Origin of the sequence: Streptomyces aurantiogriseus (assembly GCF_014649375.1) — a bacterium.
In the GTDB taxonomy this organism is placed as follows: domain Bacteria; phylum Actinomycetota; class Actinomycetes; order Streptomycetales; family Streptomycetaceae; genus Streptomyces; species Streptomyces aurantiogriseus.
In genome coordinates this window covers 195,986-219,491 of the sequence record NZ_BMSX01000008.1, presented here as the reverse complement: position 1 = coordinate 219,491, position 23,506 = coordinate 195,986, and the positions used below count along the sequence as shown (strand labels likewise).

17 protein-coding genes and 3 tRNA genes are annotated in these 23,506 nt (G+C 71.1%); 7 read left to right on the top strand and 13 right to left on the bottom strand.

Features of this window, described 5'->3' with window-relative positions:
* Nucleotides 1-43: 43 nt before the first annotated feature.
* Complete coding sequence (locus IE263_RS19125; protein WP_189938016.1) at nt 44-571, top strand: hypothetical protein; 528 nt, start codon at nt 44-46, stop codon at nt 569-571.
* A 184-nt stretch (nt 572-755) separates the two neighbouring features.
* Here IE263_RS19125 and IE263_RS19120 read toward each other — a convergent pair whose 3' ends face one another.
* A complete protein-coding gene (locus tag IE263_RS19120; protein WP_189938014.1) occupies nt 756-1,868 on the bottom strand; it encodes a sensor histidine kinase in 1,113 nt (370 codons plus the stop codon).
* Nucleotides 1,865-2,560, bottom strand: a complete 696-nt coding sequence (locus tag IE263_RS19115; protein WP_189938012.1) for a response regulator — start codon at nt 2,558-2,560, stop codon at nt 1,865-1,867. Before IE263_RS19115 ends, IE263_RS19120 begins: the two co-directional genes overlap by 4 nt.
* Before the next feature lie 165 nt (nt 2,561-2,725).
* On the opposite strand from IE263_RS19115, the gene IE263_RS19110 reads away from it, so the two are divergent.
* On the top strand, nt 2,726-3,937 hold the full coding sequence (locus IE263_RS19110) for a DUF418 domain-containing protein (protein ID WP_189938010.1): 1,212 nt from the start codon (nt 2,726-2,728) through the stop codon (nt 3,935-3,937).
* A gap of 1,076 nt (nt 3,938-5,013) precedes the next feature.
* On the opposite strand, the gene IE263_RS19105 is transcribed toward IE263_RS19110, so the two are convergent.
* From IE263_RS19105 to IE263_RS19095, 3 genes are all read right to left on the bottom strand, one after another.
* Nucleotides 5,014-5,087: transfer RNA gene (locus IE263_RS19105), tRNA-Ile, on the bottom strand.
* A 169-nt stretch (nt 5,088-5,256) separates the two neighbouring features.
* Nucleotides 5,257-5,329, bottom strand: a tRNA-Asn gene (locus tag IE263_RS19100).
* A gap of 5 nt (nt 5,330-5,334) precedes the next feature.
* A tRNA-Asn gene (locus tag IE263_RS19095) sits at nt 5,335-5,407 on the bottom strand.
* A gap of 158 nt (nt 5,408-5,565) precedes the next feature.
* Between IE263_RS19095 and IE263_RS19090 the strand changes: the two genes are divergently transcribed.
* From IE263_RS19090 to IE263_RS19075, 4 genes are all read left to right on the top strand, one after another.
* Entirely contained in the window at nt 5,566-5,871 is a 306-nt protein-coding gene (locus IE263_RS19090; RefSeq protein ID WP_189938008.1) for a YtxH domain-containing protein, read from the top strand.
* 184 nt (nt 5,872-6,055) lie between these two features.
* Entirely contained in the window at nt 6,056-7,507 is a 1,452-nt protein-coding gene (locus tag IE263_RS19085) for a xylulokinase (protein WP_189938006.1), read from the top strand.
* Between the two features lie 119 nt (nt 7,508-7,626).
* Nucleotides 7,627-9,360 (top strand): ABC transporter ATP-binding protein, encoded by a 1,734-nt coding sequence (locus tag IE263_RS19080; protein ID WP_189938005.1) that lies wholly within the window; start codon nt 7,627-7,629, stop codon nt 9,358-9,360.
* Nucleotides 9,360-11,288, top strand: a complete 1,929-nt coding sequence (locus IE263_RS19075; RefSeq protein ID WP_189938003.1) for an ABC transporter ATP-binding protein — start codon at nt 9,360-9,362, stop codon at nt 11,286-11,288. The genes IE263_RS19080 and IE263_RS19075 overlap by 1 nt, the downstream gene beginning before the upstream one ends.
* A 35-nt stretch (nt 11,289-11,323) precedes the next feature.
* Here IE263_RS19075 and IE263_RS19070 read toward each other — a convergent pair whose 3' ends face one another.
* From IE263_RS19070 to IE263_RS19050, 5 genes are all read right to left on the bottom strand, one after another.
* Entirely contained in the window at nt 11,324-12,652 is a 1,329-nt protein-coding gene (locus IE263_RS19070) for an RNA polymerase sigma factor (protein ID WP_189938001.1), read from the bottom strand.
* A gap of 114 nt (nt 12,653-12,766) precedes the next feature.
* The gene (gene dnaG, locus IE263_RS19065) at nt 12,767-14,671 is read right to left on the bottom strand and encodes a DNA primase (RefSeq protein ID WP_189937999.1); all 1,905 of its coding nucleotides are present in this window, start codon (nt 14,669-14,671) and stop codon (nt 12,767-12,769) included.
* A 122-nt stretch (nt 14,672-14,793) separates the two neighbouring features.
* Nucleotides 14,794-16,059: an NAD(P)/FAD-dependent oxidoreductase gene (locus IE263_RS19060; protein WP_189937997.1), complete on the bottom strand. Its 1,266-nt coding sequence runs from the start codon at nt 16,057-16,059 to the stop codon at nt 14,794-14,796.
* Between the two features lie 169 nt (nt 16,060-16,228).
* Nucleotides 16,229-17,551, bottom strand: coding sequence for a deoxyguanosinetriphosphate triphosphohydrolase (locus IE263_RS19055; protein ID WP_189937995.1), 1,323 nt, complete (start codon nt 17,549-17,551; stop codon nt 16,229-16,231).
* A gap of 136 nt (nt 17,552-17,687) precedes the next feature.
* Entirely contained in the window at nt 17,688-18,596 is a 909-nt protein-coding gene (locus IE263_RS19050; RefSeq protein WP_189937993.1) for a sirohydrochlorin chelatase, read from the bottom strand.
* 211 nt (nt 18,597-18,807) lie between these two features.
* Here IE263_RS19050 and IE263_RS19045 point away from each other — a divergent pair, with 211 nt between their 5' ends.
* Complete coding sequence (locus tag IE263_RS19045; RefSeq protein WP_189937990.1) at nt 18,808-19,497, top strand: SanA/YdcF family protein; 690 nt, start codon at nt 18,808-18,810, stop codon at nt 19,495-19,497.
* Between the two features lie 107 nt (nt 19,498-19,604).
* Here the strand turns inward: IE263_RS19045 and IE263_RS19040 are convergent, their stop codons facing one another.
* From IE263_RS19040 to IE263_RS19030, 3 genes are read right to left on the bottom strand one after another with little or no spacing between them, the layout of a single operon-like run.
* Complete coding sequence (locus IE263_RS19040; protein ID WP_189937988.1) at nt 19,605-20,372, bottom strand: enoyl-CoA hydratase-related protein; 768 nt, start codon at nt 20,370-20,372, stop codon at nt 19,605-19,607.
* A 44-nt stretch (nt 20,373-20,416) separates the two neighbouring features.
* Nucleotides 20,417-21,679, bottom strand: coding sequence for an FNR domain-containing protein (locus IE263_RS19035; protein WP_189937986.1), 1,263 nt, complete (start codon nt 21,677-21,679; stop codon nt 20,417-20,419).
* On the bottom strand, nt 21,676-23,193 hold the full coding sequence (locus IE263_RS19030) for an amino acid adenylation domain-containing protein (RefSeq protein ID WP_189937984.1): 1,518 nt from the start codon (nt 23,191-23,193) through the stop codon (nt 21,676-21,678). Before IE263_RS19030 ends, IE263_RS19035 begins: the two co-directional genes overlap by 4 nt.
* Nucleotides 23,194-23,506 lie beyond the last annotated feature (313 nt).

Genomic DNA, 23,506 nt, shown 5'->3' with positions numbered 1-23,506 from the left:
ACGCACCGACACCCACGGAAACCAAGACCGCGAAAGGCCGCCTATGCGCACCGAGTCCGCCATCCGTTGCAGACGTGGGCTATGGGACTGGCTGGCCCAGCCGACTGCGCTGTTCGGCGGCGTGTACGGGCTCCTGGTGTCGAGTTCGGCCGTTGCCGCGCTCACGCAGTTCGGCGAGGTGACTCGGGCGGCGCGCATGGACGACGCCGTGTGGGTCCTGTTCACCGCCCTTGCCTCGGCCCTGGCTCATGGATACGCCCACCAGATCGCTCACCGCGATGCTCAGGGCCATCCCGGCATACGGGGAGTGGTGCGCGCAGTCCTCGCCGAATGGCCGCTGGTAGTGGCGGCGTTGCCCACCACACTGCTGCTGTGGGGGGCGGGCCTTGGCTGGTGGCACTCCACAGGCATCGAGTACGTCGCCTTCGGAATCAACACCGTCCTGCTCCTGGGCTGGGGCCTGCTCGCCTCCCGGGCCGCAGGCCGTACGTGGGGACGAGCCGTCAGGATCGGCGGTACTGACGCGCTCTTGGGAGTGGCCGTCGCCTTGGTCAGCACCCTGCTGAAGTGAGGCGGCGATCAGGGCTGTCAGCCTGGTTCCGGGACCCTCAACGGGCTGACGCGGCACCGGACACGGTCAGGATGGGGAGCTGGACAAGAGGCAAGCCGGCGGAGCACGGTCCAGGGGCGTCGGCGTGCGCTGCCGGTTGAGGCTCACGTGTGAGCCGCAAGCCGCAAGCCGACAGAACAGCATGTCAGTCCGCGCTCAGGGGAACCCTCAGCCGCACCCGGTAGCCGCCCTGAGCAGTCGGGCCCGCGTCCAGGGTGCCGTGCAGGATCTCGGCCCGTTCCCGCAGGCCGACCAAGCCCTGCTGCGAACCGGGCAAGGAGAGGGAGGGGCGCGTGGGAGGGGTGTTGGTGACGGTCACTCCGATACCGTCCCCGTCCTGCCACAGCTCGACGCGAGCGTTGGCGCCGGGGGCGTGCTTGCGGACGTTGGTCAGCGCCTCCTGAACCGTGCGGTAAAGGGCGCGTTGGGCGGGTGTGCCCACGGTGGGCGGCAGCTCACCCGTCAGCTCCGTGTGAGTGCCGCTGGATTCGACCAGTTTGCGCAGGTCGGCCAAGGTGGGCTGCGGCGTCAGCTCGGTGGATTTGCCGCCGGAGGCACGCAACAGCGTGACCATGGTGCGCAGCTCGTCGAGGGTGGTGACGCTCAGCGAACGGATCGTGCGGGCGGCCTCCTTGGCGTCCGCGTCCTTGGCGGCGACCTGCAACGCCCCGGCCCGTACGGCGATCAGGCTGACCTGGTGGGAGACCACGTCGTGCATCTCGCGGGCCAGCTGGGCGCGTTCACGGGCGAGCACGGCCTGGGCGTGCAGGGTCCGCTCGTGCTCCCTGGCCTCCTCGACCTCGGCCAGCCGCCGCGCCAGGTCCCGTCGTGCCTGGAGAAGCTGGCCGAACAGGACCGGGGCGACGCTGGTTGCCAGGCCGTACACGAAGAAGACCAGGGTCATGGTCCGGTCCGCCGCGGCCAGGGGCCACGGAGTACTGCTCGCGACGGCGGCCAGGACGACGCACACCGCGAGGAGACGGCGGTTGCGGGAGCGTTCGGCCAGCGTGAACAGCGCCGCGAGCACAGCGACGGCGACATCCTGCATCAGCGCGATGGGCAGGGTGAGCAGGAAGACGCCGAGCGGGAACCTGCGCCGGAACGCCAACGCGGCGCAGCCGACCGCGGCCAGCGTGACCTCGGGACGCGTGTGCTCCCACATGTCCACCACCAGCACATCCACGGCCGCCACCGCCACCAGGACGATGTCGACGACCGGCGCGGGAACCCGCTGCCACACGGCACGTGCACGGCTCATCGGCCGGCCTCCGACCGCGGGCGCTCGTCGAGCAGCCCGGCCCGCTGCGCCAGCAGCGCGGCCTGCACCCGGCTCGTCACCCGCAGCTTCGTGAGGATCGCGCTGACGTGGTCCTTCACCGTGCCCGCCCCCAGGTGGATACGCGCCCCGATATCGGCGTTCGACAGCCCCTCCGCCACCAGGACGAGGACGTCGCGCTCCCGCGCGGTGAGCAGCCGGACCCGCGCGGCCTCCTCGTCGACGGCCGCCTCGGTGCCGGGGTGGCTGTGCACCAGCGTCCGCGACGCCTTGGGCGACAGCACCACACCGCCCGCGACCAGGGTCCGCACCAGGTGGGCAAGCTGCTCCGGCTCCGTGTCCTTGAGCAGGAAGCCGGCCGCGCCGGAGTTCAGCGCGGTCAGGATGTACTCGTCGGCGTCGAACGTGGTCAGCATCGCCACCACCGGCGGATCCGGCATCATCCGCAGCTCGCGCAGGACGGTGAGCCCGTCGACGTCCGGCATCCGGATGTCCAGCAGCACCACGTCCGGCCGCTCCCGCCGGACGGCCTCCACCGCGTGGCCGCCGCTCGCGGTCGCGACGACCTCGATGTCCTCGGACGCGCCCAGAATGAGTTCGAAGCCCGAGCGGACCAGTGCCTCGTCGTCGACCACCACTACCCGGATCACGCGCTCCGCCTCACCTTCGTTCATGCCGTCCGGCCCATGTCGACTCGACCCTAAAGCCACGTAGAGCTCTTGCGGCCCGGCGAGCGGCAGCTCCAGCCACACGGCGGGGTAGCACCCACCACTCGGCAGGGACACGGCAGCCTTCTGCCGGATAGTCCATGATCGGCCCGGGTCTCCAGCCTGAGGGTCATGACCCATCACCCGGACTCCCCGCCGCTTACGGCCGACGCGCCGTCCCCCGAACGCGAGCGCAGCGAGCCCTCGACCGGCGCGCCCGGCGTGGGCCGGCTGATAGGGCTGGACCTGGCCCGCGGCCTGGCCGTCTTCGGCATGTACGCGGTCCACGTAGGCCCCGCCCCCAGCCAGGGCGGGGTCATCGGCTTCCTGATGGAACTGGCGCAAGGCCGCTCATCCGCCCTGTTCGCCGTCCTGGCCGGCTTCGCGGTCGCCCTCATCACCGGCCGCCGCACACCGAAGACCGGCCTGGCCGGCCGGCAGGCCGTCGCCAAGGTGATCATCAGGGCCGTGATCCTGCTGGCCCTTGGCACCGCCCTGACCCTGACGGGCACCCCGGTCGTGCCGATCCTCGCTTTCTACGGACTGTTCTTCCTGCTCGTGCTGCCGCTGTACCGGCTGGGCGCCAAGCCACTGGCGTTGATCGCCGCAGGATGGGCCCTGGTAGGTCCGCAGCTGCTGTACGCGCTGAAGCCGGTGGTCGGCGGCCGCGTGTTCCTCTCCTACGGCCAGGCCGACGGCCCCGTCTCACTGTTCTTCACCGGCGGTTATCCGGCCCTGACCTGGGTCCCGTTCGTGATCGCCGGTATGGCTGTCGCCCGCTGCGACCTGGCTGCCAAGGCTGTCCGGATGCGCCTCGCCCTCACCGGCGTCGCCCTCGCCGTCACCGGCTACGGCGGCTCCTGGCTCGCGGTGCGTCTCGTACCCGGTGCCGCCGAAGCCGTCCGGAAAGCCGAAGAGGGGCCGGGCATGTCGTCCGTGTCGTCCGTGTCGCCCGACAGCATCGGCATCTTCGGCGACACCCCCGCCGGGATGCTGGCCTCAGCCCCGCACAGCGAGGCGACCCTGTCCATCATGGCCGCCACGGGTGTGGCGATCCTGGTGATCACCGCGTGCCTGGCCGCCATGGACGCCTTTCCCAGGCTGCGCCGCCTGGCCAAGCCCGTCATCGCGGTCGGCTCGATGTCACTGACGGCGTACGTCTACCACATCGTCGCCATCTGGCTCCTGGACACCGAGACATCGGCCGTCCCGCCGCTGCACATCCTGCTCGGCCTCATCGCGTCCGTCACCGTCCTCGCCACCCTCTGGTCCCGCTTCGTAAAGCGAGGGCCGCTCGAATGGCTGATGGGCAGGGCGACCGGACTGGCCCGACACATCCGATAAGACACATCGGGGTGTGTCGCTTCCCGCGGATGCCGTTCCTACGCGAGTTCGGACGTCACCCCGCCGCCCGCCTGCGTGATCAATATCGATGAGAAGTGACGCCGCTCGGCCTTCAGGCGGAGCGGAAGAACTGCCGGCTCGTGGTGAGCCTGCCGACCCGCGGCATCGCGGCGACCAGTACTGTTGGCCACCCTCGCCGGATTCTCGCTGGTGCTGATCGCCGGCCGCCTGGAGCCGACGACCGGACTGGCGGGTCGGCAAGGCGAAGGCCAGGATCGTGACCGTCCTCGGGCACCGTGCGGCGGCGGCTGGCTGTGGTCGGTCCCGCGCTGATCGCGTTCGGACAAGGCGTCTCGTGGTTGACGCTCCGGCCGACCGGCGGCGCCAAGGAGATCATGGCCGGGTCGCCTGGCATGAAGGACTTCGACGTCCTCAAGGACCGCAGTGCCATGCAGGATCCCGGCATGAGGGATCCTTCGACCTGCCGATCGGCAGTGGGCTGTCGGACCCCGACGGCTGGGGGCTGCTGGCGGCCGAGCCGCACAGCGGTTCCACGTTCGGCCTCTTCGGCTGCCTGGGTGTCGCGATCACCGTGATCCTGTGCCTGACGGTGGCCGTGGACCGGCTGCCGGTGCTGCGCCGACTGGCAGCGCCAGTCATCGCCGTCGGAACCATGTCCCTATGGCGAACCGCGTCCGCTGAGCCCGGGCGGGCACCCCGGAAAGTCCGTACACCGGAAGTGACTGCTGCTCAAAATCACAACCCTGCCGGTTCGGGTGCCGGGTCCCGTCGGTAAATCCAAGCCCGCCCGCGCCTGCACACCGGATCACGTCACGCCTGAGCAGTGGTTGTCGATGCCTCTCGATGGACGGGATGAGCAGGAGCACCGGCGCGGCTGTATGTGGGGCGGGACCCGCCCAGTCCGGCCCTCCGTACCCAGCGGCCTACCCGGCAGTGCCGCCTACTCGAAGGTTCCTGGGCAGCAACTCACGCGCAGCGGATTCAGTCCGTTCAGGCGCAGTTGCCGATCCGACAGGACAAATTGAACGTTTCCGCAGTTCAGAGACCTGCGAAGGTGGGGCGGGTGGGACTCGAACCCACGGCCGACGGATTATGAGTCCGCTGCTCTAACCGGCTGAGCTACCGCCCCATAGCGGCGTGTCGCGTACATGTGTGCGCGCCGTCTGCCGCAGCATAGCCGCTCATACGATCTCACGCTCCGCCTGGTCCGACGTCGCACGCCCCTGAGGACCCCGCCGCGACCTGCGTGGTTCCCGCCGACATGAAAAAGGACCCCTACGGGGTCCTCGATCACGATGCTCCCCCGACTGGACTCGAACCAGTAACCTGCCGGTTAACAGCCGGCTGCTCTGCCAATTGAGCTACGGAGGACCGAGCTCCCCCGACTGGACTCGAACCAGTAACCTGCCGGTTAACAGCCGGCTGCTCTGCCAATTGAGCTACGGAGGAATGCCTCGTTGCATCGAACGCACCTACCTGGGTATTCGCCAGAGGGCGGGCGCTCGCTGCGACACATACATTAGCGCAAGCAGGGGGGTGCTCCGCCAATCGGTTCCCCCCAGCACCGATGCCGCACCAGAGACCTACACGAGGGAAGGGTGGCCGCCATGCGCTACCGGCTCACGTTCGTCGTCGGACTGGCCCTGGGTTACGTGCTGGGCACACGGGCCGGGCGCGAACGCTACGAGCAGTTGAAGAAGTCCGCGCGGCAGGTCGCGCAGAACCCCGCCGTCCGCAACACCGCGGAGACGGCCGCGCACCAGGGCCGTCAGTTCGCGGGCAGGGCGTACCACGTGGTGAGCGACAAGGTCGGCGACCGGATGCCCGAATCGGTCGCGAGCCGGGTGCGCTCGCTGCGGGAGCGCAGCGCACACGACGGTGGCGAGGACGACTGGGGCACGAGCAACCCGTAGACATCACGTGGAACATCCCGTGCAACATCACGTGGACATGACGTAGGCGGCGGGTGCGGAACGCCACCTCAGGGGTGCGCGGAACTGCGCGACCAGCCATGACGCACCCGCACCCGCACCACCACACCCACCCCTGTGGTCTCCGCGGCCCAACCCCGGCGGAGCGTGCGGCAGAATTTTCGCCATGGGGATAGTCGCCGGGTTGGACAGTTCACCCGATTTCACTCGTATCGTCGTCTGCGACACGGACACGGGAGCCGTGCTCAGGCAGGGATATGCGCCGCATCCGGTGGAAGGTCTGGAGGGCGCGGGGCGGCCCAGCGACGTCGATCCCCAGGCCTGGCTGCTGTCCCTCGGGGAGGCCGCCGGCGGCGGGCTGCTCGAAGGGGTGCAGGCCATCGGTGTGTCCTCGCAGCAGAACGCGGTCGTGCCGCTGGACGCGCAGGGCAACACCGTGCGGCCCGCGATGGTCGGCGGCGACAAGCGGGCGCAAGTCGCGGCGGCCGATCTGATCGACGCGCTCGGGGGGCGCGAGGCCTGGGCGCAGGCCGTGGGATGTGTGCCGCAGGCCGCGCAGCCGGTGACCAAGCTGCGCTGGCTGGCGAAGAACGAGCCGGACGCGGCGCTGCGTACCGCCGTGCTGATGCAGGCCCATGACTGGCTGGTGTGGCAGCTGCTCGGGCGGCCGGTGCGCAGAACCACCGACCGGGGCGGGGCCTCCGGGACCGGGTACTGGTCGGCCGCCACCGGCGGCTACCGGCCCGACCTCGTCGAGCTTGCGCTCGGTCATCAGGCCATGCTGCCCGAGGTGATCGGTCCCTCCGACGCGGCCGGTACGACCCCTGAGGGCCTGCTGATCTCCGCCGGGACCGGTGAGACCATGGCGGCCGCGCTCGGACTGGGCCTCGGAATCGGCGACGCGGTCGTGTCGCTGGGTGCCTCGGGGTCCGTGATGGCCGTGCATCCCGAGGCGCTCGTCGACCAGAGCGGGATGATCACCTCCCTCGCGGACGCGGCGGGCATGCACCTGCCGGTCGTCACCACCCTGAACGCCGTACGGACCCTGCGCGGGGCCGCCGAGCTGCTCGGGGTGCCGGATCTGGAGAGTCTGTCCGAGCTGGCGATGAAGTCGACGCCGGGGTCGCACGGGCTGGTGCTGCTGCCCTATCTGGAGGGCGAGCGGACGCCCAACCTGCCGCACACGGCGGGCACGCTGGCGGGGCTGCGGCGGGAGTCGATGAAGCCGGAGCACTTCGCGCGGGCCTCGTTCGAGGGCATGCTGTGCGGGCTCGCGGACGCGCTCGACGTGCTGCGCGGGCGGGGCGTGGACGTGCGGCGGATCTTTCTGCTCGGGGCGGCGGCCGAGCTGCCGGCCGTGCAGGCCGCCGCGCCCTCGCTCTTCGGGGCGCAGGTCGTCGTACCGCAGCCCGCCGACTACGCGGCGATCGGGGCGGCGCGGCAGGCCGCCTGGGCGCTCGGGGCGTCGCAGGGGACGCTCGATCCGCGGACGCCGCCGGCCTGGCACGGGGCGGCGGCGCAGGTGCTGGAGCCCGGTGACGACCTGGCCGTGGGGCAGGCCGTGCGGCAGCAGTTCGTGTCGGTGCGGGAGCAGACGCATCCGTCGGCGTTCCGTTGAAGACAGGCTCTATAGCACGCCTCTGTCGGGTTAATGAGTTGAGGTAACGCGGGTGGAGTGTTCGACGATAGGGGCCACGGGCAACCAATGCCCCTACCGCCGACTCCGAGAGACGTAGCGTGCTCATACGACTTCTGCGGACCTATCTCAGGCCCTACAAGAAACCCATCACCCTGCTGGTGCTGCTGCAGTTCCTGCAGACCTGCGCCACCCTCTACCTGCCCACGCTGAACGCCGACATCATCGACAACGGTGTCGTCAACGGGGACACCGGATCCATCCTGTCCTACGGCGGCCTGATGATCGGCATCTCACTGGCGCAGGTGGTGTGCAACATCGGCGCTGTGTACTACGGCGCGAGAACGGCGTCGGCGATCGGCCGGGACGTGCGGGCGGCCGTCTTCGACCGGGTGCAGTCCTTCTCCGCGCGCGAGGTCGGTCACTTCGGCGCGCCCTCGTTGATCACGCGGACGACGAACGACGTCCAGCAGATCCAGATGCTGGTCCTGATGACGTTCACGCTGATGGTGTCGGCGCCCATCATGTGCGTGGGCGGTGTCGTGCTGGCGCTCGGTCTGGATGTGCCGCTGTCCGGCGTGCTGGTCGCCGTGGTGCCGGTGCTGGGCATCTGTGTGACGCTGATCGTGCGGGGGCTGCGGCCGCTGTTCCGGTCCATGCAGGAGCGCCTGGACGCGGTGAACCGGGTGCTGCGCGAGCAGATCACCGGCAACCGGGTCATCCGCGCCTTCGTCCGGGACGAGTACGAGGAGCAGCGTTTCCGGAAGGCCAACGCGGACCTCACCGACATCTCGCTGAAGGCCGGCAACCTGCTCGCGCTGATGTTCCCGGTGGTCATGACCACGGTGAACCTGTCGTCGATCGCGGTGGTGTGGTTCGGCGCCCGTCGGATCGACAGCGGTGGCATGGAGATCGGTGATCTGACCGCTTTCCTCGCCTACCTCATGCAGATCGTCATGTCCGTGATGATGGCCACCTTCATGTTCATGATGGTGCCGCGCGCGGAGGTGTGCGCCGAGCGCATCCAGGAGGTCCTGGAGACGGAGTCGAGCGTGGTGCCGCCGGTGGCGCCCGTACGGGAGCTGCGCCGGCACGGGCAGTTGGAGATCCGCGGGGCCGGCTTCCGCTATCCGGGTGCCGAGGAGCCGGTGCTGAAGGCCATCGACCTGGTGGCGCGGCCCGGTGAGACCACCGCCGTCATCGGCTCGACCGGCAGCGGCAAGTCCACGCTGCTCGGGCTGGTCCCCCGGCTGTTCGACGCCACTGACGGCGAGGTGCTCGTCGACGGGGTGCCGGTGGCCGACCTCGACCCGCAGCTGCTGGCCCGGACCGTCGGGCTCGTGCCGCAGAAGCCGTATCTCTTCGCGGGAACGGTCGCCACCAACCTGCGCTACGGCAATCCCGACGCCACCGACGAGGAGCTGTGGCACGCGCTGGAGGTGGCGCAGGCCAAGGAGTTCGTGCAGAAGCTCGAGAACGGGCTGGACTCGCCCATCGCGCAGGGCGGGACCAACGTCTCCGGCGGTCAGCGGCAGCGGCTCGCCATCGCCCGCACGCTCGTGCAGCGGCCGGAGATCTACCTCTTCGACGACTCCTTCTCCGCCCTCGACTACGCCACGGACGCGGCGCTGCGCGCGGCGCTCGGGCGGGAGACCGCCGAGGCGACCGTCGTCATCGTCGCCCAGCGCGTCGCCACCATCCGGGACGCCGACCGGATCGTCGTCCTCGACGAGGGCCGGGTCGTCGGCACGGGCACACACCGGGAGCTGATGGCGGACAACGAGACCTACCGGGAGATCGTGCTCTCCCAGCTGACGGAAGCGGAGGCTGCCTGATGGCCGGGCCCATGGGGCGGATGATGGCCGGCGGCGGCCCCGAGAACCGCTCGCTGGACTTCAAGGTGTCCGGGCGGCGGCTGCTCGCCCAGTTCAAACCGGAGCGGATCACCCTCTGCGCGATGCTGTTCTGCGTGGTCGTGAGCGTCGGCCTCAACGTGGTGGGGCCGAAGATCCTCGGCGAGGCCACCGACCTGGTCTTCGCCGGCATCATCGGGCGGGAGATGCCGGAGGGGGCGAGCAAGGAGCAGGTCCTCGACTCCATGCGTGAGCGCGGCGACGGCGAGATCGCCGACATGCTCCGCAGTACGGACTTCACGCCGGGCAAGGGCATCGACTTCGGCTCGGTCGGGAGCGTCCTGCTGTTCGCGCTCGTGGTGTTCCTCGTCGCCGGTCTGCTGATGGCGGTGGCGACCCGGCTGGTCAACACGTCTGTCAACCGCACCATGTACCGGATGCGCGAGGACGTGCAGACGAAGCTGTCGCGGCTGCCGCTGTCGTACTTCGACAAGCGGCAACGCGGTGAGGTGCTGTCGCGGGCGACGAACGACATCGACAACATCGGGCAGACGCTCCAGCAGTCGATGGGGCAGCTCATCAACTCGCTGCTGACCATCATCGGCGTGCTGGCGATGATGTTCTGGGTGTCGTGGATCCTCGCCCTGGTCGCACTGGTCACCGTGCCGCTGTCGGCGGTCGTGGCGACCCGGGTCGGCAAGCGGTCGCAGCCGCACTTCGTGCAGCAGTGGCGCTCCACCGGCAAGCTGAACGCGCACATCGAGGAGATGTACACCGGCCACACGCTGGTGAAGGTGTTCGGCCGGCAGGAGGAGTCGGCGCAGCAGTTCGCCGAGCAGAACGAGGCGCTGTACGAGGCCGGGTTCAAGGCGCAGTTCAACAGTGGGGTCATGCAGCCGCTGATGATGTTCGTGTCGAACATCAACTACGTGCTGGTGGCCGTCGTCGGCGGTCTGCGGGTGGCGTCCGGCTCGCTGTCGATCGGTGACGTGCAGGCCTTCATCCAGTACTCGCGCCAGTTCTCCATGCCGCTGACGCAGGTCGCCTCCATGGCGAACCTCGTGCAGTCGGGCGTCGCCTCCGCCGAGCGGATCTTCGAGCTGCTCGACGCGGAGGAGCAGCGACCCGACCCGGTGGCGGGCGTACGGCCCGAGGAACTGCGCGGGCGGGTCGCGCTGGAGCACGTCTCCTTCCGCTACGACCCCGAGAAGCCGCTGATCGAGGACCTCTCGCTGGTCGTCGAACCCGGCCACACGGTCGCGATCGTCGGGCCCACGGGCGCGGGCAAGACCACACTGGTCAACCTGCTCATGCGGTTCTACGACGTCTCCGGCGGGCGCATCACCCTCGACGGCGTCGACATCGCCAATATGTCCCGCGACGAGCTGCGCGCCGGGATCGGCATGGTGCTCCAGGACACCTGGCTGTTCGGCGGCACCATCGCGGAGAACATCGCGTACGGGGCGTCCAGGCAGGTCACCCGGGGTGAGATCGAGGAGGCGGCGCGCGCGGCGCACGCGGACCGGTTCATCCGGACGCTGCCCGACGGCTACGACACCGTGCTCGACGACGAGGGCAGCGGGGTCAGCGCCGGTGAGAAGCAGCTGATCACCATCGCGCGGGCGTTCCTGTCCGACCCGGTGATCCTCGTCCTCGACGAGGCGACCAGCTCCGTCGACACCCGGACCGAGGTGCTGATCCAGAAGGCGATGGCGAAGCTGGCGCACGGGCGGACGTCGTTCGTCATCGCGCACCGGCTGTCGACGATCCGGGACGCCGACACGATCCTCGTGATGGAGAACGGGTCGATCGTGGAACAGGGCGCGCACAGCGATCTGCTGGCGGCCGACGGGGCGTACGCGCGTCTGTACAAGGCGCAGTTCGCGGAGGCGGTCGCGGAGGTCGACTAGGCATGCGGTGGGGCCGCCCGGGGGGCGGCCCCACCTCAGTCCAGGTAGCCCCTGAGCTGGTCCGCGAAGGCGTGGTCCCTCAGTTTGTTCAGGGTCTTGGACTCGATCTGCCGTATCCGTTCCCGGGTGACGCCGAAGATACGGCCGATCTCCTCCAGGGTGCGGGGGCGGCCGTCGGCGAGGCCGTAGCGGAGTTGGACGACCTTGCGCTCGCGTTCGCCGAGGGTCGACAGGACGGCCTCCAGGTGCTCCCTGAGCAGGAGGAACGCCGCCGACTCGACCGGGCTGGCCGCGTCGCCGTCCTCGATGAGGTCGCCGAGGGCCACGTCGTCCTCCTCGCCCACCGGGGCGTGGAGGGAGACCGGTTCCTGGGCCAGGCGGAGGACCTCGCCGACGCGTTCCGGGGGCAGGTCCAGCTGGGCGGCGACCTCGTCGGCGGTCGGTTCACAGCCGCGTTCCTGGAGCATGCGGCGCTGGACGCGGACGACCCGGTTGATCAGCTCGACCACATGGACGGGGACGCGGATGGTGCGGGCCTGGTCGGCGAGGGCCCGGGACATGGCCTGCCGGATCCACCAGGTCGCGTACGTGGAGAACTTGTAGCCGCGGGCGTAGTCGAACTTCTCGACCGCCCTGATCAGGCCCAGGTTGCCCTCCTGGACGAGGTCGAGCATGGTGAGCCCGCGGCCCACGTACCGCTTGGCCACCGACACCACGAGCCGCAGGTTGGCCTCGATGAGGCGGCGCTTGGCCATGCGGCCCATGACGACCAGACGGTCGAGGTCGAGGGCCAGTTCGCTGTCGAGGTCGGGGGTGTTGCCCAGCTTCTCCTCGGCGAAGAGGCCGGCCTCGACGCGGCGGGCCAGTTCGACCTCCTCGGCCGCGGTGAGCAGCGGGATCCGGCCGATCTCGCGCAGATACTGGCGGAACAGGTCCGAAGAGGGGCCGGCCGTCTCGGTGGCGCGAGGGGCGGGCGCGTCGACGGGCTCGACGGCCTCGGGGGCCTCCTCCAGCGCCTCGGCGGGCGGGCCCTCCGGCTCTGCGCCGGGCGCCGCCTCCGCCTCGGTCGACGTCTCGGTCTCCGTCTCGGGGTGGTGCACGGCACGGTTCTGCGGCGGGACCGCGACCAAGACGTCCGTGTCGGCGTCCGGTTCCGTGCCGTCGGTACGTGTGTCGGTCTGGGTGAGGGTCTGGGTCTGCACGGGGGCGACCTCCAGGATGATCGCTGCTGAGGTGTGCGGCAGCGCTGCTTCGGGAGCGGAGTCGGCGGCCTCGCCGCTGTCCGTCCCGTACGCGATGAGCGGAACCGCGGGGGTGTGGGACCCGCTGGGGACGGATCGGCCGCGCTCCGAGGACTCAGGCACCGGAACCCAGTGTGGAGTACGACACACGGCCGCCACGAGGGGCGTGCGATGACTTTTTGCGTCCGGTCCGTGACCGCGAGGTGACCGTGCTGGTCACGTCGGGCCCCAGCAGTCTCAGAGAGCTGCGGCTCCGTGCTCCCGCAGCGCCTGGTCGTACTGCTGGAGGACCCACAGTTCGTTCTGCACGGCGGCCAGTTGGGCCGGGTCGCCGCCCGCGGCCAGGCGGGCCAGCTGGGACTGGACGTCGCGGACCCGGCGTTCGACGGCGCGGCGGCGGACGGTGACCAGTTGGGCACCGGCGTACACCTCGTCCACCGTCTTCCGCATGATCGCCTCGACCGCCAGCTCCGTGACCATCGCGCGGACGGTGTCGTCGGGGGCGGCCTCGCGGACGCGGACGAGGTAGTCCTGCGGGTCCTGTGTGCCGTACTCGGCGCCGCCCGCGTCCAGGATCGCCTGGCGTACGGCGGCGTAGGGGACGGCGGTGAACTCGTCGACGCCGTACGCGTCGAAGGCCGGGGAGACCAACTCGGGGCGCTGGAGGGCGAGTTTGAGGAGCTCGCGTTCGGTGGCGTAGACGGGGTTGCGCAGGGTGAGGGCGGGGCCGGCGGTGGTGGGGCGGGGGGCCGCCTCGTACGGTTGTGCGTGGCCGGCGCGGGCCGGGGCGGGGGCCTTGCCGCCGCGTTCACGGGCCCAACGGGCCAGCTGGGCCACCCGCTTGACGACGAACTGGGTGTCGAGGATGCCGAGCATGCCGGCGAGCTGGACGGCGACCTCGTGCTGGGCGCCGCTGTTCTTGATGCGGGCGACGACGGGGGCGGCCTCGTCCAGGGCGGCGGCACGCCCTGCCGGGGTGTCGAGGTCGTAGCGGCGGACGATCTGGCGGAGCGCGAACTCGAAGAGCGGGGTGCGGGGTTCGACCAGGTCGGTGACGGCGTCGTCGCCCTTGGTCAGGCGCAGGTCGCAGGGGTCCATGCCGTCGGGCGCGATCGCGATGTACGTCTCGGCGGCGAACTTCTGGTCGTCCTCGAAGGCGCGCAGGGCCGCCTTCTGGCCGGCCGCGTCTCCGTCGAAGGTGAAGATGACGCGCGCGCTGCCGTTGTCCATGAGCAGCCGGCGGAGGATCTTGATGTGGTCGCCGCCGAAGGCCGTGCCGCAGGTGGCGATGGCGGTGGTGACCCCGGCGAGATGGCAGGCCATGACGTCGGTGTAGCCCTCGACGACGACCGCGCGGGACGTCTTGGCGATCTCCTTCTTCGCGAGGTCGATGCCGTAGAGGACCTGGGACTTCCGGTAGATCGCCGTGTCGGGGGTGTTGAGGTACTTCGGCCCGTTGTCCGCCTCGTACAGCTTCCGCGCCCCGAAGCCGACGACGTCCCCGCCGATGTCGCGGATGGGCCACATCAGACGGCCGCGGAAGCGGTCGATGGGGCCGCGGCGGCCCTCCTGGGCCAGCCCGGACAGGAGCAGCTCCTTGTCGGTGAAGCCCTTCCCGCGCAGATAGCGGGTGAGGTGGTCCCAGCCCTGGGGGCTGTAGCCGACGCCGAAGTGGACGGCGGCGGCCTGATCGAAGCCGCGCTCGGCGAGGAAGATCCGGCCGGTGTCGGCCTCGGGGCTGACGGCGAGCTGTTCCGCGTACCACTCGGCGGCGATCTTGTGGGCCTCGACCAGGCGGATGCGCTCGCCGCGCTGGTGGGAGGGGTTGTAGCCGCCCTCCTCGTAGCGCAGGGTGATGCCGGCCTGGGCGGCCAGGCGCTCGACCGCCTCGGAGAAGGTGAGGTGGTCGACCTTCATCACGAACGTGATGGTGTCGCCGCCCTCCTGGCAGCCGAAGCAGTGGAAGAGGCCCTTGCTGGGGCTGACCTGGAAGGACGGCGACTTCTCGTCGTGGAAGGGGCAGAGCCCCTTGAGGTTGCCGCCGCCCGCGTTGCGTAGCTGGAGATACTCGGACACCACGGCGTCGATCGGGACCGCGTCCCGTACCGCCTTCACGTCCTCGTCGTTGATCCGTCCTGCCACGAGGAAATTCTACGGGGGCGGACTGACACGCCTGAGCCGTGCCGACCCTCGGCCGGGGGTCCGGGGGTTGCCCCCGGGGATTGCAGCACGGGGGCGGACCGACATCTCCGGGGCGAGAGGTTCTAGGCGACCAGCCCCTCGAGCGGCACATGAGGATCCGCCAGGGCCTCGGTGTCGATGGGCACGCCCGCGCGGACCAGCTGCTGGATCGGCTCTGTGACGTCCCACACGTTCACGTTCATCCCCGCCAGCACCCTCCCCTCCTTCACCCAGAACGCGATGAACTCCCGCTTCCCCGCGTCCCCCCGGATCACCACCTCGTCGTACGAGCCCGGCGGCGCCCACCCGCTGTACTCCATCCCCAGGTCGTACTGGTCGGTGAAGAAGTAGGGCACCCGGTCGTAGGTGACGTCCCGGCCGAGCATCGCGCGGGCGGCGGCGGGCCCGCCGTTCAGGGCGTTGGCCCAGTGTTCGACGCGCAACGTCGTGTCGAACAGCCGGAGCGGGAAGGACGCGACGTCGCCGGCCGCGTAGATGTCGGGGTCGGAGGTGCGCAACCGCTCGTCCACCGCGACACCGCCGCCGTGCGCCCGGTCGGCCAGCCGCAGCCCCGCCGCCTCCGCCAACCCCGTACGCGGGGCCGCCCCGATCGCGGCGAGGACGTCGTGCGCCGGGTGTTCCTCGCCGTCGTCCGTGCGGGCGGCGAGGACCATGCCGTCCTGGCCGACGATCTCGGTGAGCCGGACACCGAAGTGGAAGCGGACGCCGTGCTCGCGGTGCAGCTCGGCGAAGACGTTGCCGAGCTCGGGTCCGAGGACGCCGTGCAGCGGGGTCGGTTCGGGCTCCACGACGGTGACCTCCGCACCGTACTCGCGGGCGGCCGCCGCGACCTCCAGGCCGATCCAGCCGGCGCCGGCGATGACGATGTGGCCGTTGTCACGTCCCAGGGCGGCCAGGACGCCCTTGAGGCGCTCGGCGTGGGCGAGGCGGCGCAGATGGTGGACGCCGGCGAGGCCGGTGCCGGGGATGTCCAGGCGGCGGGGTTCGGCGCCGGTGGCCAGGAGCAGCTTGTCGTAGTGGACGAGCGTGCCGTCGTCGCCGAAGCGGACGGTCTTCGCCGTACGGTCGATGGCGTCGACGGTCTGGCCGAGGTGCAGCTCGATGTCGTTCTGCGCGTACCAGGCGGGCTCGTGCACGAAGACGCTCTCGCGGGTCTCCTTGCCGAGCAGGTAGCCCTTGGACAGCGGCGGGCGTTCGTAGGGGTGGTCGCGTTCGTCGCCGATCAGTATCACGCGGCCGGTGAAGCCCTCCGCCCGCAGCGTCTCGGCCGCCTTGGCGCCGGCCAGGCCTCCTCCGACGATGACGAATGTCTGATCCGCGTCGACCACGTGATGCCTCCTCTTAAGGGTGCCGCCACTTGAGCGTCCCGCACGCAGCGTGAGGGGGGAAGAGGACGTGACCCGATCAGGCCACGCAGCGTCACGTTCAGGCCCGTTTGGACGCACGGGCCCCTTATGTCAACTCTGACCCCTTATGCCACTTCGACCTTCTGTCACCTCACATGTGCCCCGTCAGCCGGGCGTGCAGCGAGCGGGCCGAGGCGTCGGTGAGGGAGGCGATCTGGTCGACGACCACCCGTTTGCGGGCCCGGTCGTCGGCGGCCCGGTCGAACAGCGCGCGGAACTGGGGGTCGAGGCCGTCGGGGGCGCGGGCGGTGAGCGCCTCCGCCAGCTCGGTGATGACGACACGCTGGTCGGCGCGGAGCCGCGCCTGCTCGGCACGCTGCATGACGTACCGGTCGGCGACGGCCTTGAGGACCGCGCACTCCAGACGCGTCTCGTGCGGTACGACGAGTTCGGCGCCGTAGCGGGTGAGGCACCCGCTGCCGTACGCCGCGCGTGTGGCGGCCTCGGCGGCGAGGCAGAAGCGGCCGATGAGCTGGCTCGTGGCGTCCTTCAGGCGGGCCTGGGCGACGGCCGTGCCGTCGTAGCCGTGGGGCCACCACTCCTGGTCCTGGAGGCGGTCGAGGGCGGCGGCGAGTTCGGCCGGGTCGGTGCCGGCGGGGACGTAGCGGCCGACGGCCACGCGGAAGACCTCCTGGCGTTCCGGCTCGGCGTGCAGGCAGTTGGGGTCGATGTGGCCGGCGTGCAGGCCGTCCTCCACGTCGTGCACGGAGTAGGCCACGTCGTCGGACCAGTCCATGACCTGTGCCTCGAAGCACGTGCGGGTGCCGGGGGCCTCCTCGCGGACCCAGTCGAAGACGGGGAGGTCGTCCTCGTAGACGCCGAACTTCTGTGACGCGGGGTCGGTGGGGTGGGCGCCTCGGGGCCAGGGGTACTTGGTGGCGGCGTCGAGGGTGGCGCGGGTGAGGTTGAGGCCCACGCTCACGAGGTCGTCCGACTCCTCGGTTCTGATGAACCGTTTGGGTTCGATGCGGGTGAGGAGCCTGAGGGACTGGGCGTTGCCCTCGAAGCCGCCGCAGTCCTGCGCGAAGGCGTTCAGGGCCTGTTCGCCGTTGTGGCCGAAGGGCGGGTGGCCGAGGTCGTGGGAGAGGCAGGCGGCTTCGACGAGGTCGGGGTCGCAGCCGAGGGCCGCGCCCAGTTCGCGGCCCACCTGGGCGCACTCCAGGGAGTGGGTGAGGCGGGTGCGGGGGGTGGCGTCCCAGGCCTGGTCGCTGGCGCCCGGGGTGACCACCTGCGTCTTGCCGGCGAGTCGTCTGAGCGCGGAGGAGTGGAGGATGCGGGCGCGGTCCCTCTGGAAGGCGGTGCGGCCGGGGCGTTTGTCGGGCTCCGGCGCCCAGCGGGCCACTGACGTGGGGGCGTAGGCGGGGGGTGGGATGTGGTTTGCGTGGGGGTGGGGTGCGGGTGCGGTGCCTTCCATGTCTCGACATTAAGCGGCAGAAGTGACAATGGGGTGCCCACTCATCTGCCGAGTGCTGTGGTTCGCGGGTGCAGGCCGTCTGTGGCTTGTCGCGCAGTTCCCCGCGCCCCTTGGGTAGGCGGCCCAGCCGTTCGTTTCAGGCCGACGCCAGTTCCGGTGCTGTGCTCGCCGGGGCTGCCAGTGCCTGGTCGTAGCGGTGCAGGACCAGGCGGGCCATCGCCTCGTGCGGGCCCAGGGGGGCCGAGGCGATCCAGGGGGCCGCTTCCGCGCACTCCGTCGCGAAGCGGCCCGGGGCCGTGAAGTACGACGCCACGGCGATGCGGTGGCGGCCTCGCGCGGTGAGTGCGCGGATCGCCGTGGGGACCGTCGGGCCGGCCGTCGTCGCGTAGGCGGGGACCACCGGGACGCCCAGGCGCTCGGCGAGGAGCTGGGCGGTGCGGCGGGTGTCCACGGCCGAGTCGGGGTCGCGGGAGCCCGCTGCCGCGAGGACGACCGCGCTCGTCCGGCGTTCGGAGTCCGTCATCCGGGTGCGCCAGCCGGCCTCGACGAGACGGGAGTGCAGGGCCTCCACGAGGAGGGGGTGGGGGCCGAGCGGTGCGGCCACGCGCGTGCGTACCCGGGCGGCCGCGGCCATCTCGGGGATGTCCCGCTTGACGTGGTAGCCGCGGCTGAGCAGGAGGGGGACGAGGACGGCGTCGGCCGTGTCCGTGGCGTCGAGTTCCGCGAGGGTGTCGGTCAGCAGGGGGGCGTTCAGCTCGATGTGCCCGAGGTGCACGGGCAGGCCCGGGCGCAGCTCGCGGACGCGGTCGAGGAGCGCGCTGACGGTGCTCAGGGCGCGCGGGTCACGGCTGCCGTGGGCGACGACGGCCAGCGCGGGCGGGCCGGGGCGCCGGCGGCCGTCGAGCTGGACGAGGCTGAGTTGGCTGGCGAGCTGGGTGCTGATCCGGTTCATGATGTGCGCCGTACTGTCGAGGTGAGCGCCACCGGGCAGCGGGCTGCCGGGGCGGGGGTCGGACTCGTCGTGCAGGGAGGGCGACGCCGTCATGAACCGATCCTGACGGCGCGAGGTTGCACCCCCGTTGCGTGACCGTCACGAGTATTTTCCGGGGCTTCACCGTGCGCGGGCGGGCACTGTGAGGTGCGGTTCGTGGCGGTTGGTCCAGGTGTGACCGGGGTGACCCGCGGGGTGCTGAACCGGATCATCGTAGGTTGCGTCTTCCCAGGCCAGAGGGGATGCCGACCCAGGGGGACACCGTATGAACATCCGTCGACCGCGGCTGCCGCGCACCCGTGCGGGGTGGCGGCGGCTGGTGCAGGGCGTGATGGCCGGGTGTGTGCTCGGGCTGCTGCCGGCGACGTGGCTGTTCGTGTCGACGGCGGACCGGCTGGGCACGACGGACGACGCGCCGCGCACCGAGGTCGCCGTCGTCTTCGGTGCCGGTCTGTGGGCCGGCGAGCCGTCGCCGTATCTCGCGCACCGGCTGGACGCGGCGGCCGAGCTGTACCGGGAGGGACGTGTCAAGGTCGTGCTCGTCACCGGCGACAACAGCCGGGAGGACTACGACGAGCCCGACGCCATGCGGGCCTATCTGACCGAGCACGGGGTGCCCGACGGCCGCATCGTCAGTGACTACGCGGGCTTCGACACCTGGGACTCCTGTGTGCGCGCCAAGAAGATCTTCGGGGTGGACCGGGCCGTCCTCATCAGCCAGGGCTTCCACATCCGGCGGGCGGTCGCCCTGTGCCAGGCGGCGGGGGTGGAGTCGTACGGCGTCGGTGTGGCCGCCGTGCACGACGTGACCTGGTACTACGGCGGCGCCCGGGAGATCTTCGCGGCCGGCAAGGCGGCGCTGGACGCGGTGTTCGAGCCGGACCCGCGGTTCCTCGGGCCCAAGGAGCCGGGCGTGGCACGGGCGTTGGCCACGGCCGAACGGGCGGACGGATGAATGCGGATGAACACCGCGTTCGTCACGGCCGGGGGCGGGAACGGCGGCGGCCGCTCCCGTCCCCGGTTGCCGTGTGCCCGTCTGCGTCCCCGGTTCTCGTGTGACCGTCAGCGTCCCCGGAAGTGCGGGGCGCGTTTCTCCAGGAAGGCGGTCATGCCCTCCTTCTGGTCCTCGGTCGCGAACAGGGCGTGGAACACCCGGCGTTCGTAGCGGATGCCGTCACGCAGGCCGGTCTCCAGGGCGCGGTCGACGCACTCACGGGCCGCCCTGACCGCCGTACGGCCGTACGAGGCGATCGTCGCCGCCGCTTCGAGCGCCGCCGGAAGGACCGCCTCATCGGCGACCACGCGGGAGACCAGGCCGCAGCTCTCGGCCTCCCGTGCGTCCATCGTGCGGCCTGTGAGGACCAGGTCCATCGCCTTCGCCCTGCCGACCAGGCGGGTCAGGCGCTGGGTGCCGCCGATGCCCGGGATGACACCGAGCTTGATCTCCGGCTGGCCGAAGACCGCGGACTCCCCCGCGATCACCAGGTCGCACATCATCGCCAGCTCGCAACCGCCGCCCAGCGCGAGGCCGTTGACGGCGGCGATCTTCGGGGTGCGCAAATCGGCGAAGTCCTCCCAGGCGGCGAAGTAGTCCTCCGCCGCCATCTCCACGGCCGACTTCCCGGCCATCTCCCTGATGTCGGCGCCGGCGGCGAAGGCCCGCTCGGAGCCGGTGACGACCACGCAGCCGACGTCCGGGTCCGCGTCCAACGGGACCAGTACGTCGAGGAGTTCGGCCAGCAGCGCGGAGTTCAGCGCGTTGAGGACATGCGGGCGGTGCAGACGGACGGTCACGACCGCGCCCTCGCGTTCCAGCTTCAGGTGGTTCATCGGTCCCTCCAGGTCCACGAGTCCCTACGAATCCCTACGAGTCCCTACGAATCCCAGATCGCGCCGTACGCCGGAATCCCCCGGCGTTCCAGTCCGTGCACCACCTGCCAGGTCAGCTTCTTGTTGGAGATGCAGATCACCGCCTCCGCCCCGAAGTCGCGGTACGCCGCGTACGCGAGGCGCACCATGTCGGGCTTGCCGTGGCGGGAGGTGTCCCAGACGACGGCGTGCGGCTGGACGGCGAGGATCTCGTCGACGAGGGCGTCGCCGTAGGTGGCGCGGGGGTCGCGGGTCGCCCAGACCAGGCGGGAGGGGACCTCGGCGGCGAGCAGATGGGGCAGGCAGGGGCCGATGCCGCTGCCGGTCGCCACGTACACCACCTTCTTGAACAGGACCTCGATGTTGGCGACTCCGGCGGTGGTGATGCCCTTCACCCACACCCGGGACGGCAGGTCGTCGATGAAGGAGCCCGTCCAGTCGCCGGCCCGCGAGATGGTGAGCCGGAAGCCGGACTCGCCGGGTGCGGGGACGTTGGCGAAGGAGTGCCACTCCTTGAGGGGGCTGCGGCTGATCGCGGTGGAGGAGCCGGCGAAGGGCGTCTCGCCGTAGTCGAAGCGGGCCAGCACGACGTGCGGGGAGGGGCGTTCGACGCGTACGTCGACCTTGCGCAGCCGCAGCCACGGCAGGGCGACGCTGAAGGTGACGCCCGCCAGGACGGTCACCGACGCCGGGCCGGGGGCGGACAGCAGGGTGTGCGTCCAGAACAGGGCGAGGGCGCTCCAGCCGCCGAAGCGGTGGATCTTCTCGAAGTGGTCGTGGTGGCGGGAGCGGAAGGGCGGGAGGGCGGTGGCGACGATGAGGGCGAGGAGGGCGATCAGGGTCCAGCCCACGTAGGTCTCGGGCGCGTGGGAGCCGTCGGTGCTCGTCCTGATCGTCAGTGCCAGGAACCAGCCCGCTCCCGCCAGTGCCCCGCCCATGTGCAGTCCGCCGAAGTGGTAGACCTTGCCGAGCGTCCAGCGCAGCCGCAGCGGCCAGCTCGTGGGGGCCGAGGTCGCCAGCCGGAAGAGGAGGTTGATGACGTACTGCTGGCGGATGACGACGGCGAGCGCGAGGTTGGCGAGGGCCGCGTGGCCGAGGGTGCGGTCGGAGAGGGGCCAGCCGGCCCACGCGAAGGCCGCGTTGGCGAGGAGCACCAGGGCCGCCAGGCGGTTGTGGTGCATCAGGCGGGGGTGCTTGAGCAGGCGCCGTACCGCGGACGTGGGCGGGGGGAGTTCCACGGCCGCCGCGCGGTCGAGGGAGGTGGTCATCGGGCCACCGCCACGCGCTCGTGGGCCAGCCGCAGCAGCGCCCCTTTGTCGATCTTGCCGCGGTCGGTCTCCGGCAGTGATGTCAGGGGCATGACATCCTCGGGCACGCAGTAGTACGGCAGGGCCTCGGCGACCGCGTGCCGGGCCGCGGCGGGGTCGACGTCGGCCGGACAGACGAAGGAGACCAGGCTGCGGTCGTCGCGCTTGAGCGTGACCGCGCGGGCGCAGCCGGGCAGCCGCTCCAGCACGGCGGAGACGGAGTCGAGTTCGACACGGAATCCGCGCACCTTGACCTGGTCGTCGGTGCGGCCGAGGTGCTCCAGGTGTCCGTCGGGGGTCCAGCGGCCGAGGTCGCGGGTGCGGAACATCCGGCGGCCGCCGCCGAGGAACGGGTCGGGGGCGTAGCGCTCGGCGTTGAGCTCGTCGTTGCCGAGGTAGCCGGCCGAGACGCAGTCGCCGCCCGCCCACATCTCGCCGACCTCGCCGATGGGCAGGGGGCGGCGGTCGGCGTCGAGGACGTAGACGGTGTTGTTGGGGGTGGGGCGGCCGATGGTGAGGAGCGGGGCGGACGGGTCGTGGCGGGCCATCGTGTTCACGATGGTCGTCTCCGTCGGGCCGCAGCAGTTGTGGAAGGCGGCCCGGCGGGCCCACGCGTCCGCGAGCGGGCGCGGGCAGGGTTCCCCGGCGACGGCGACCGCGCGCACCCGCGGGCAGGCGGCCGGGTCGATGCCGGACAGGACGGTCGGGGTGGCGATGAGCACGGTGGCCGTGTGGGCGGCGGCGGGGATGTCCCTGCCGCGGATGACCAGGGTGGCGCCGTGGGCGAGGCAGCCGAGGATCTCCCAGGCGGCCATGTCGAAGGCGACGTTGAGGAGCTGGGCCACCCGGTCGCCCGGGCGGATGCCGAGGGCGCCGGGTTCGGTCAGGAGGATGTTGGCGACGTTGCGGTGGGTGACCTTCACCCCGTTGGGGCGGCCGGTGGTGCCCGAGGTGAACAGGACGTAGCAGCCGTCGTCGGGCGCGGGGGCCGGGAGCGGTCCGGCGGGTTCGTACGGCAGCGGCTCGTCGAGGGCGATCACGCGCGGGCCCCTCGGCACGCGGAGCGCGTACTCGGCCTGGGTGAGGACGATGCGGGTGGCGGCGGTGCGGACCACGTGGGTGAGCTGGGCGGCGGGTGCCAGGCCGATGTCCTGGGGGACGTAGGCAGCGCCCGCCTTCAGGATGCCGAGCAAGCCGACCAGCATGGGCAGGGAGCGGCGGACGAAGAGGCCGACGTGGTCGCCGGGGCGGACGCCCTCGCGGGCCAGGCGGGCGGCGAGGGCGTCGGCGTGACGGTTCAGCTCGCCGTAGGTGAGGGTCGCGCCCTGGTGCTCGGCGGCGACGGCGTGCGGGGTGGCCCTGGCGTGCCGTTCGACGGCTCGGTGGATCAGCGGGTCCGGGACGGGAACGGCCGGGCCGCGGCCGTACCGGTGGAAGAGCCGCTGGTCGTGGGGGGTGAGGTGACGCAGAGGCATGGGTGGGGGACCTCCAGGCTGCTTCGAGAGTCGGGTGACATGTCCGGGGACGGCGGCATGCCCGGTGTTCGAACGCCGTGCGGGGCCTAGGGCACGTCCGTCGGGGACACGCCCTTGCGCTGAACGACTGTAGTAGCGCTGCTTCAACTCTCAACGAGGGCGGATCAGCCAAGTAAGGAACGAAATGAGCCACATGTGGCGTCTTTCACAACAACGGCAACGTGCGTAGCGGCCGGCGGCGACACGAGGGAGGGCCTCCCTGTGCCTCACGCCGGGTGGGCACCGTCGGGGAGGTCACCACCACACCGCCGTA

Coding starts and splice junctions, on each gene's coding strand:
- IE263_RS19090 (WP_189938008.1), top strand. CDS start 5,566: ATGCGCTACCGGCTCACGTTCGTCGTCGGACTGGCCCTGGGTTACGTG.
- IE263_RS19035 (WP_189937986.1), bottom strand. CDS start 21,679: ATGACCACCTCCCTCGACCGCGCGGCGGCCGTGGAACTCCCCCCGCCC.
- IE263_RS19125 (WP_189938016.1), top strand. CDS start 44: ATGCGCACCGAGTCCGCCATCCGTTGCAGACGTGGGCTATGGGACTGG.
- IE263_RS19030 (WP_189937984.1), bottom strand. CDS start 23,193: ATGCCTCTGCGTCACCTCACCCCCCACGACCAGCGGCTCTTCCACCGG.
- IE263_RS19050 (WP_189937993.1), bottom strand. CDS start 18,596: ATGACGGCGTCGCCCTCCCTGCACGACGAGTCCGACCCCCGCCCCGGC.
- IE263_RS19075 (WP_189938003.1), top strand. CDS start 9,360: ATGGCCGGGCCCATGGGGCGGATGATGGCCGGCGGCGGCCCCGAGAAC.
- IE263_RS19110 (WP_189938010.1), top strand. CDS start 2,726: ATGACCCATCACCCGGACTCCCCGCCGCTTACGGCCGACGCGCCGTCC.
- IE263_RS19045 (WP_189937990.1), top strand. CDS start 18,808: ATGAACATCCGTCGACCGCGGCTGCCGCGCACCCGTGCGGGGTGGCGG.
- IE263_RS19115 (WP_189938012.1), bottom strand. CDS start 2,560: ATGAACGAAGGTGAGGCGGAGCGCGTGATCCGGGTAGTGGTGGTCGAC.
- IE263_RS19040 (WP_189937988.1), bottom strand. CDS start 20,372: ATGAACCACCTGAAGCTGGAACGCGAGGGCGCGGTCGTGACCGTCCGT.
- IE263_RS19085 (WP_189938006.1), top strand. CDS start 6,056: ATGGGGATAGTCGCCGGGTTGGACAGTTCACCCGATTTCACTCGTATC.
- IE263_RS19120 (WP_189938014.1), bottom strand. CDS start 1,868: ATGAGCCGTGCACGTGCCGTGTGGCAGCGGGTTCCCGCGCCGGTCGTC.
- IE263_RS19055 (WP_189937995.1), bottom strand. CDS start 17,551: ATGGAAGGCACCGCACCCGCACCCCACCCCCACGCAAACCACATCCCA.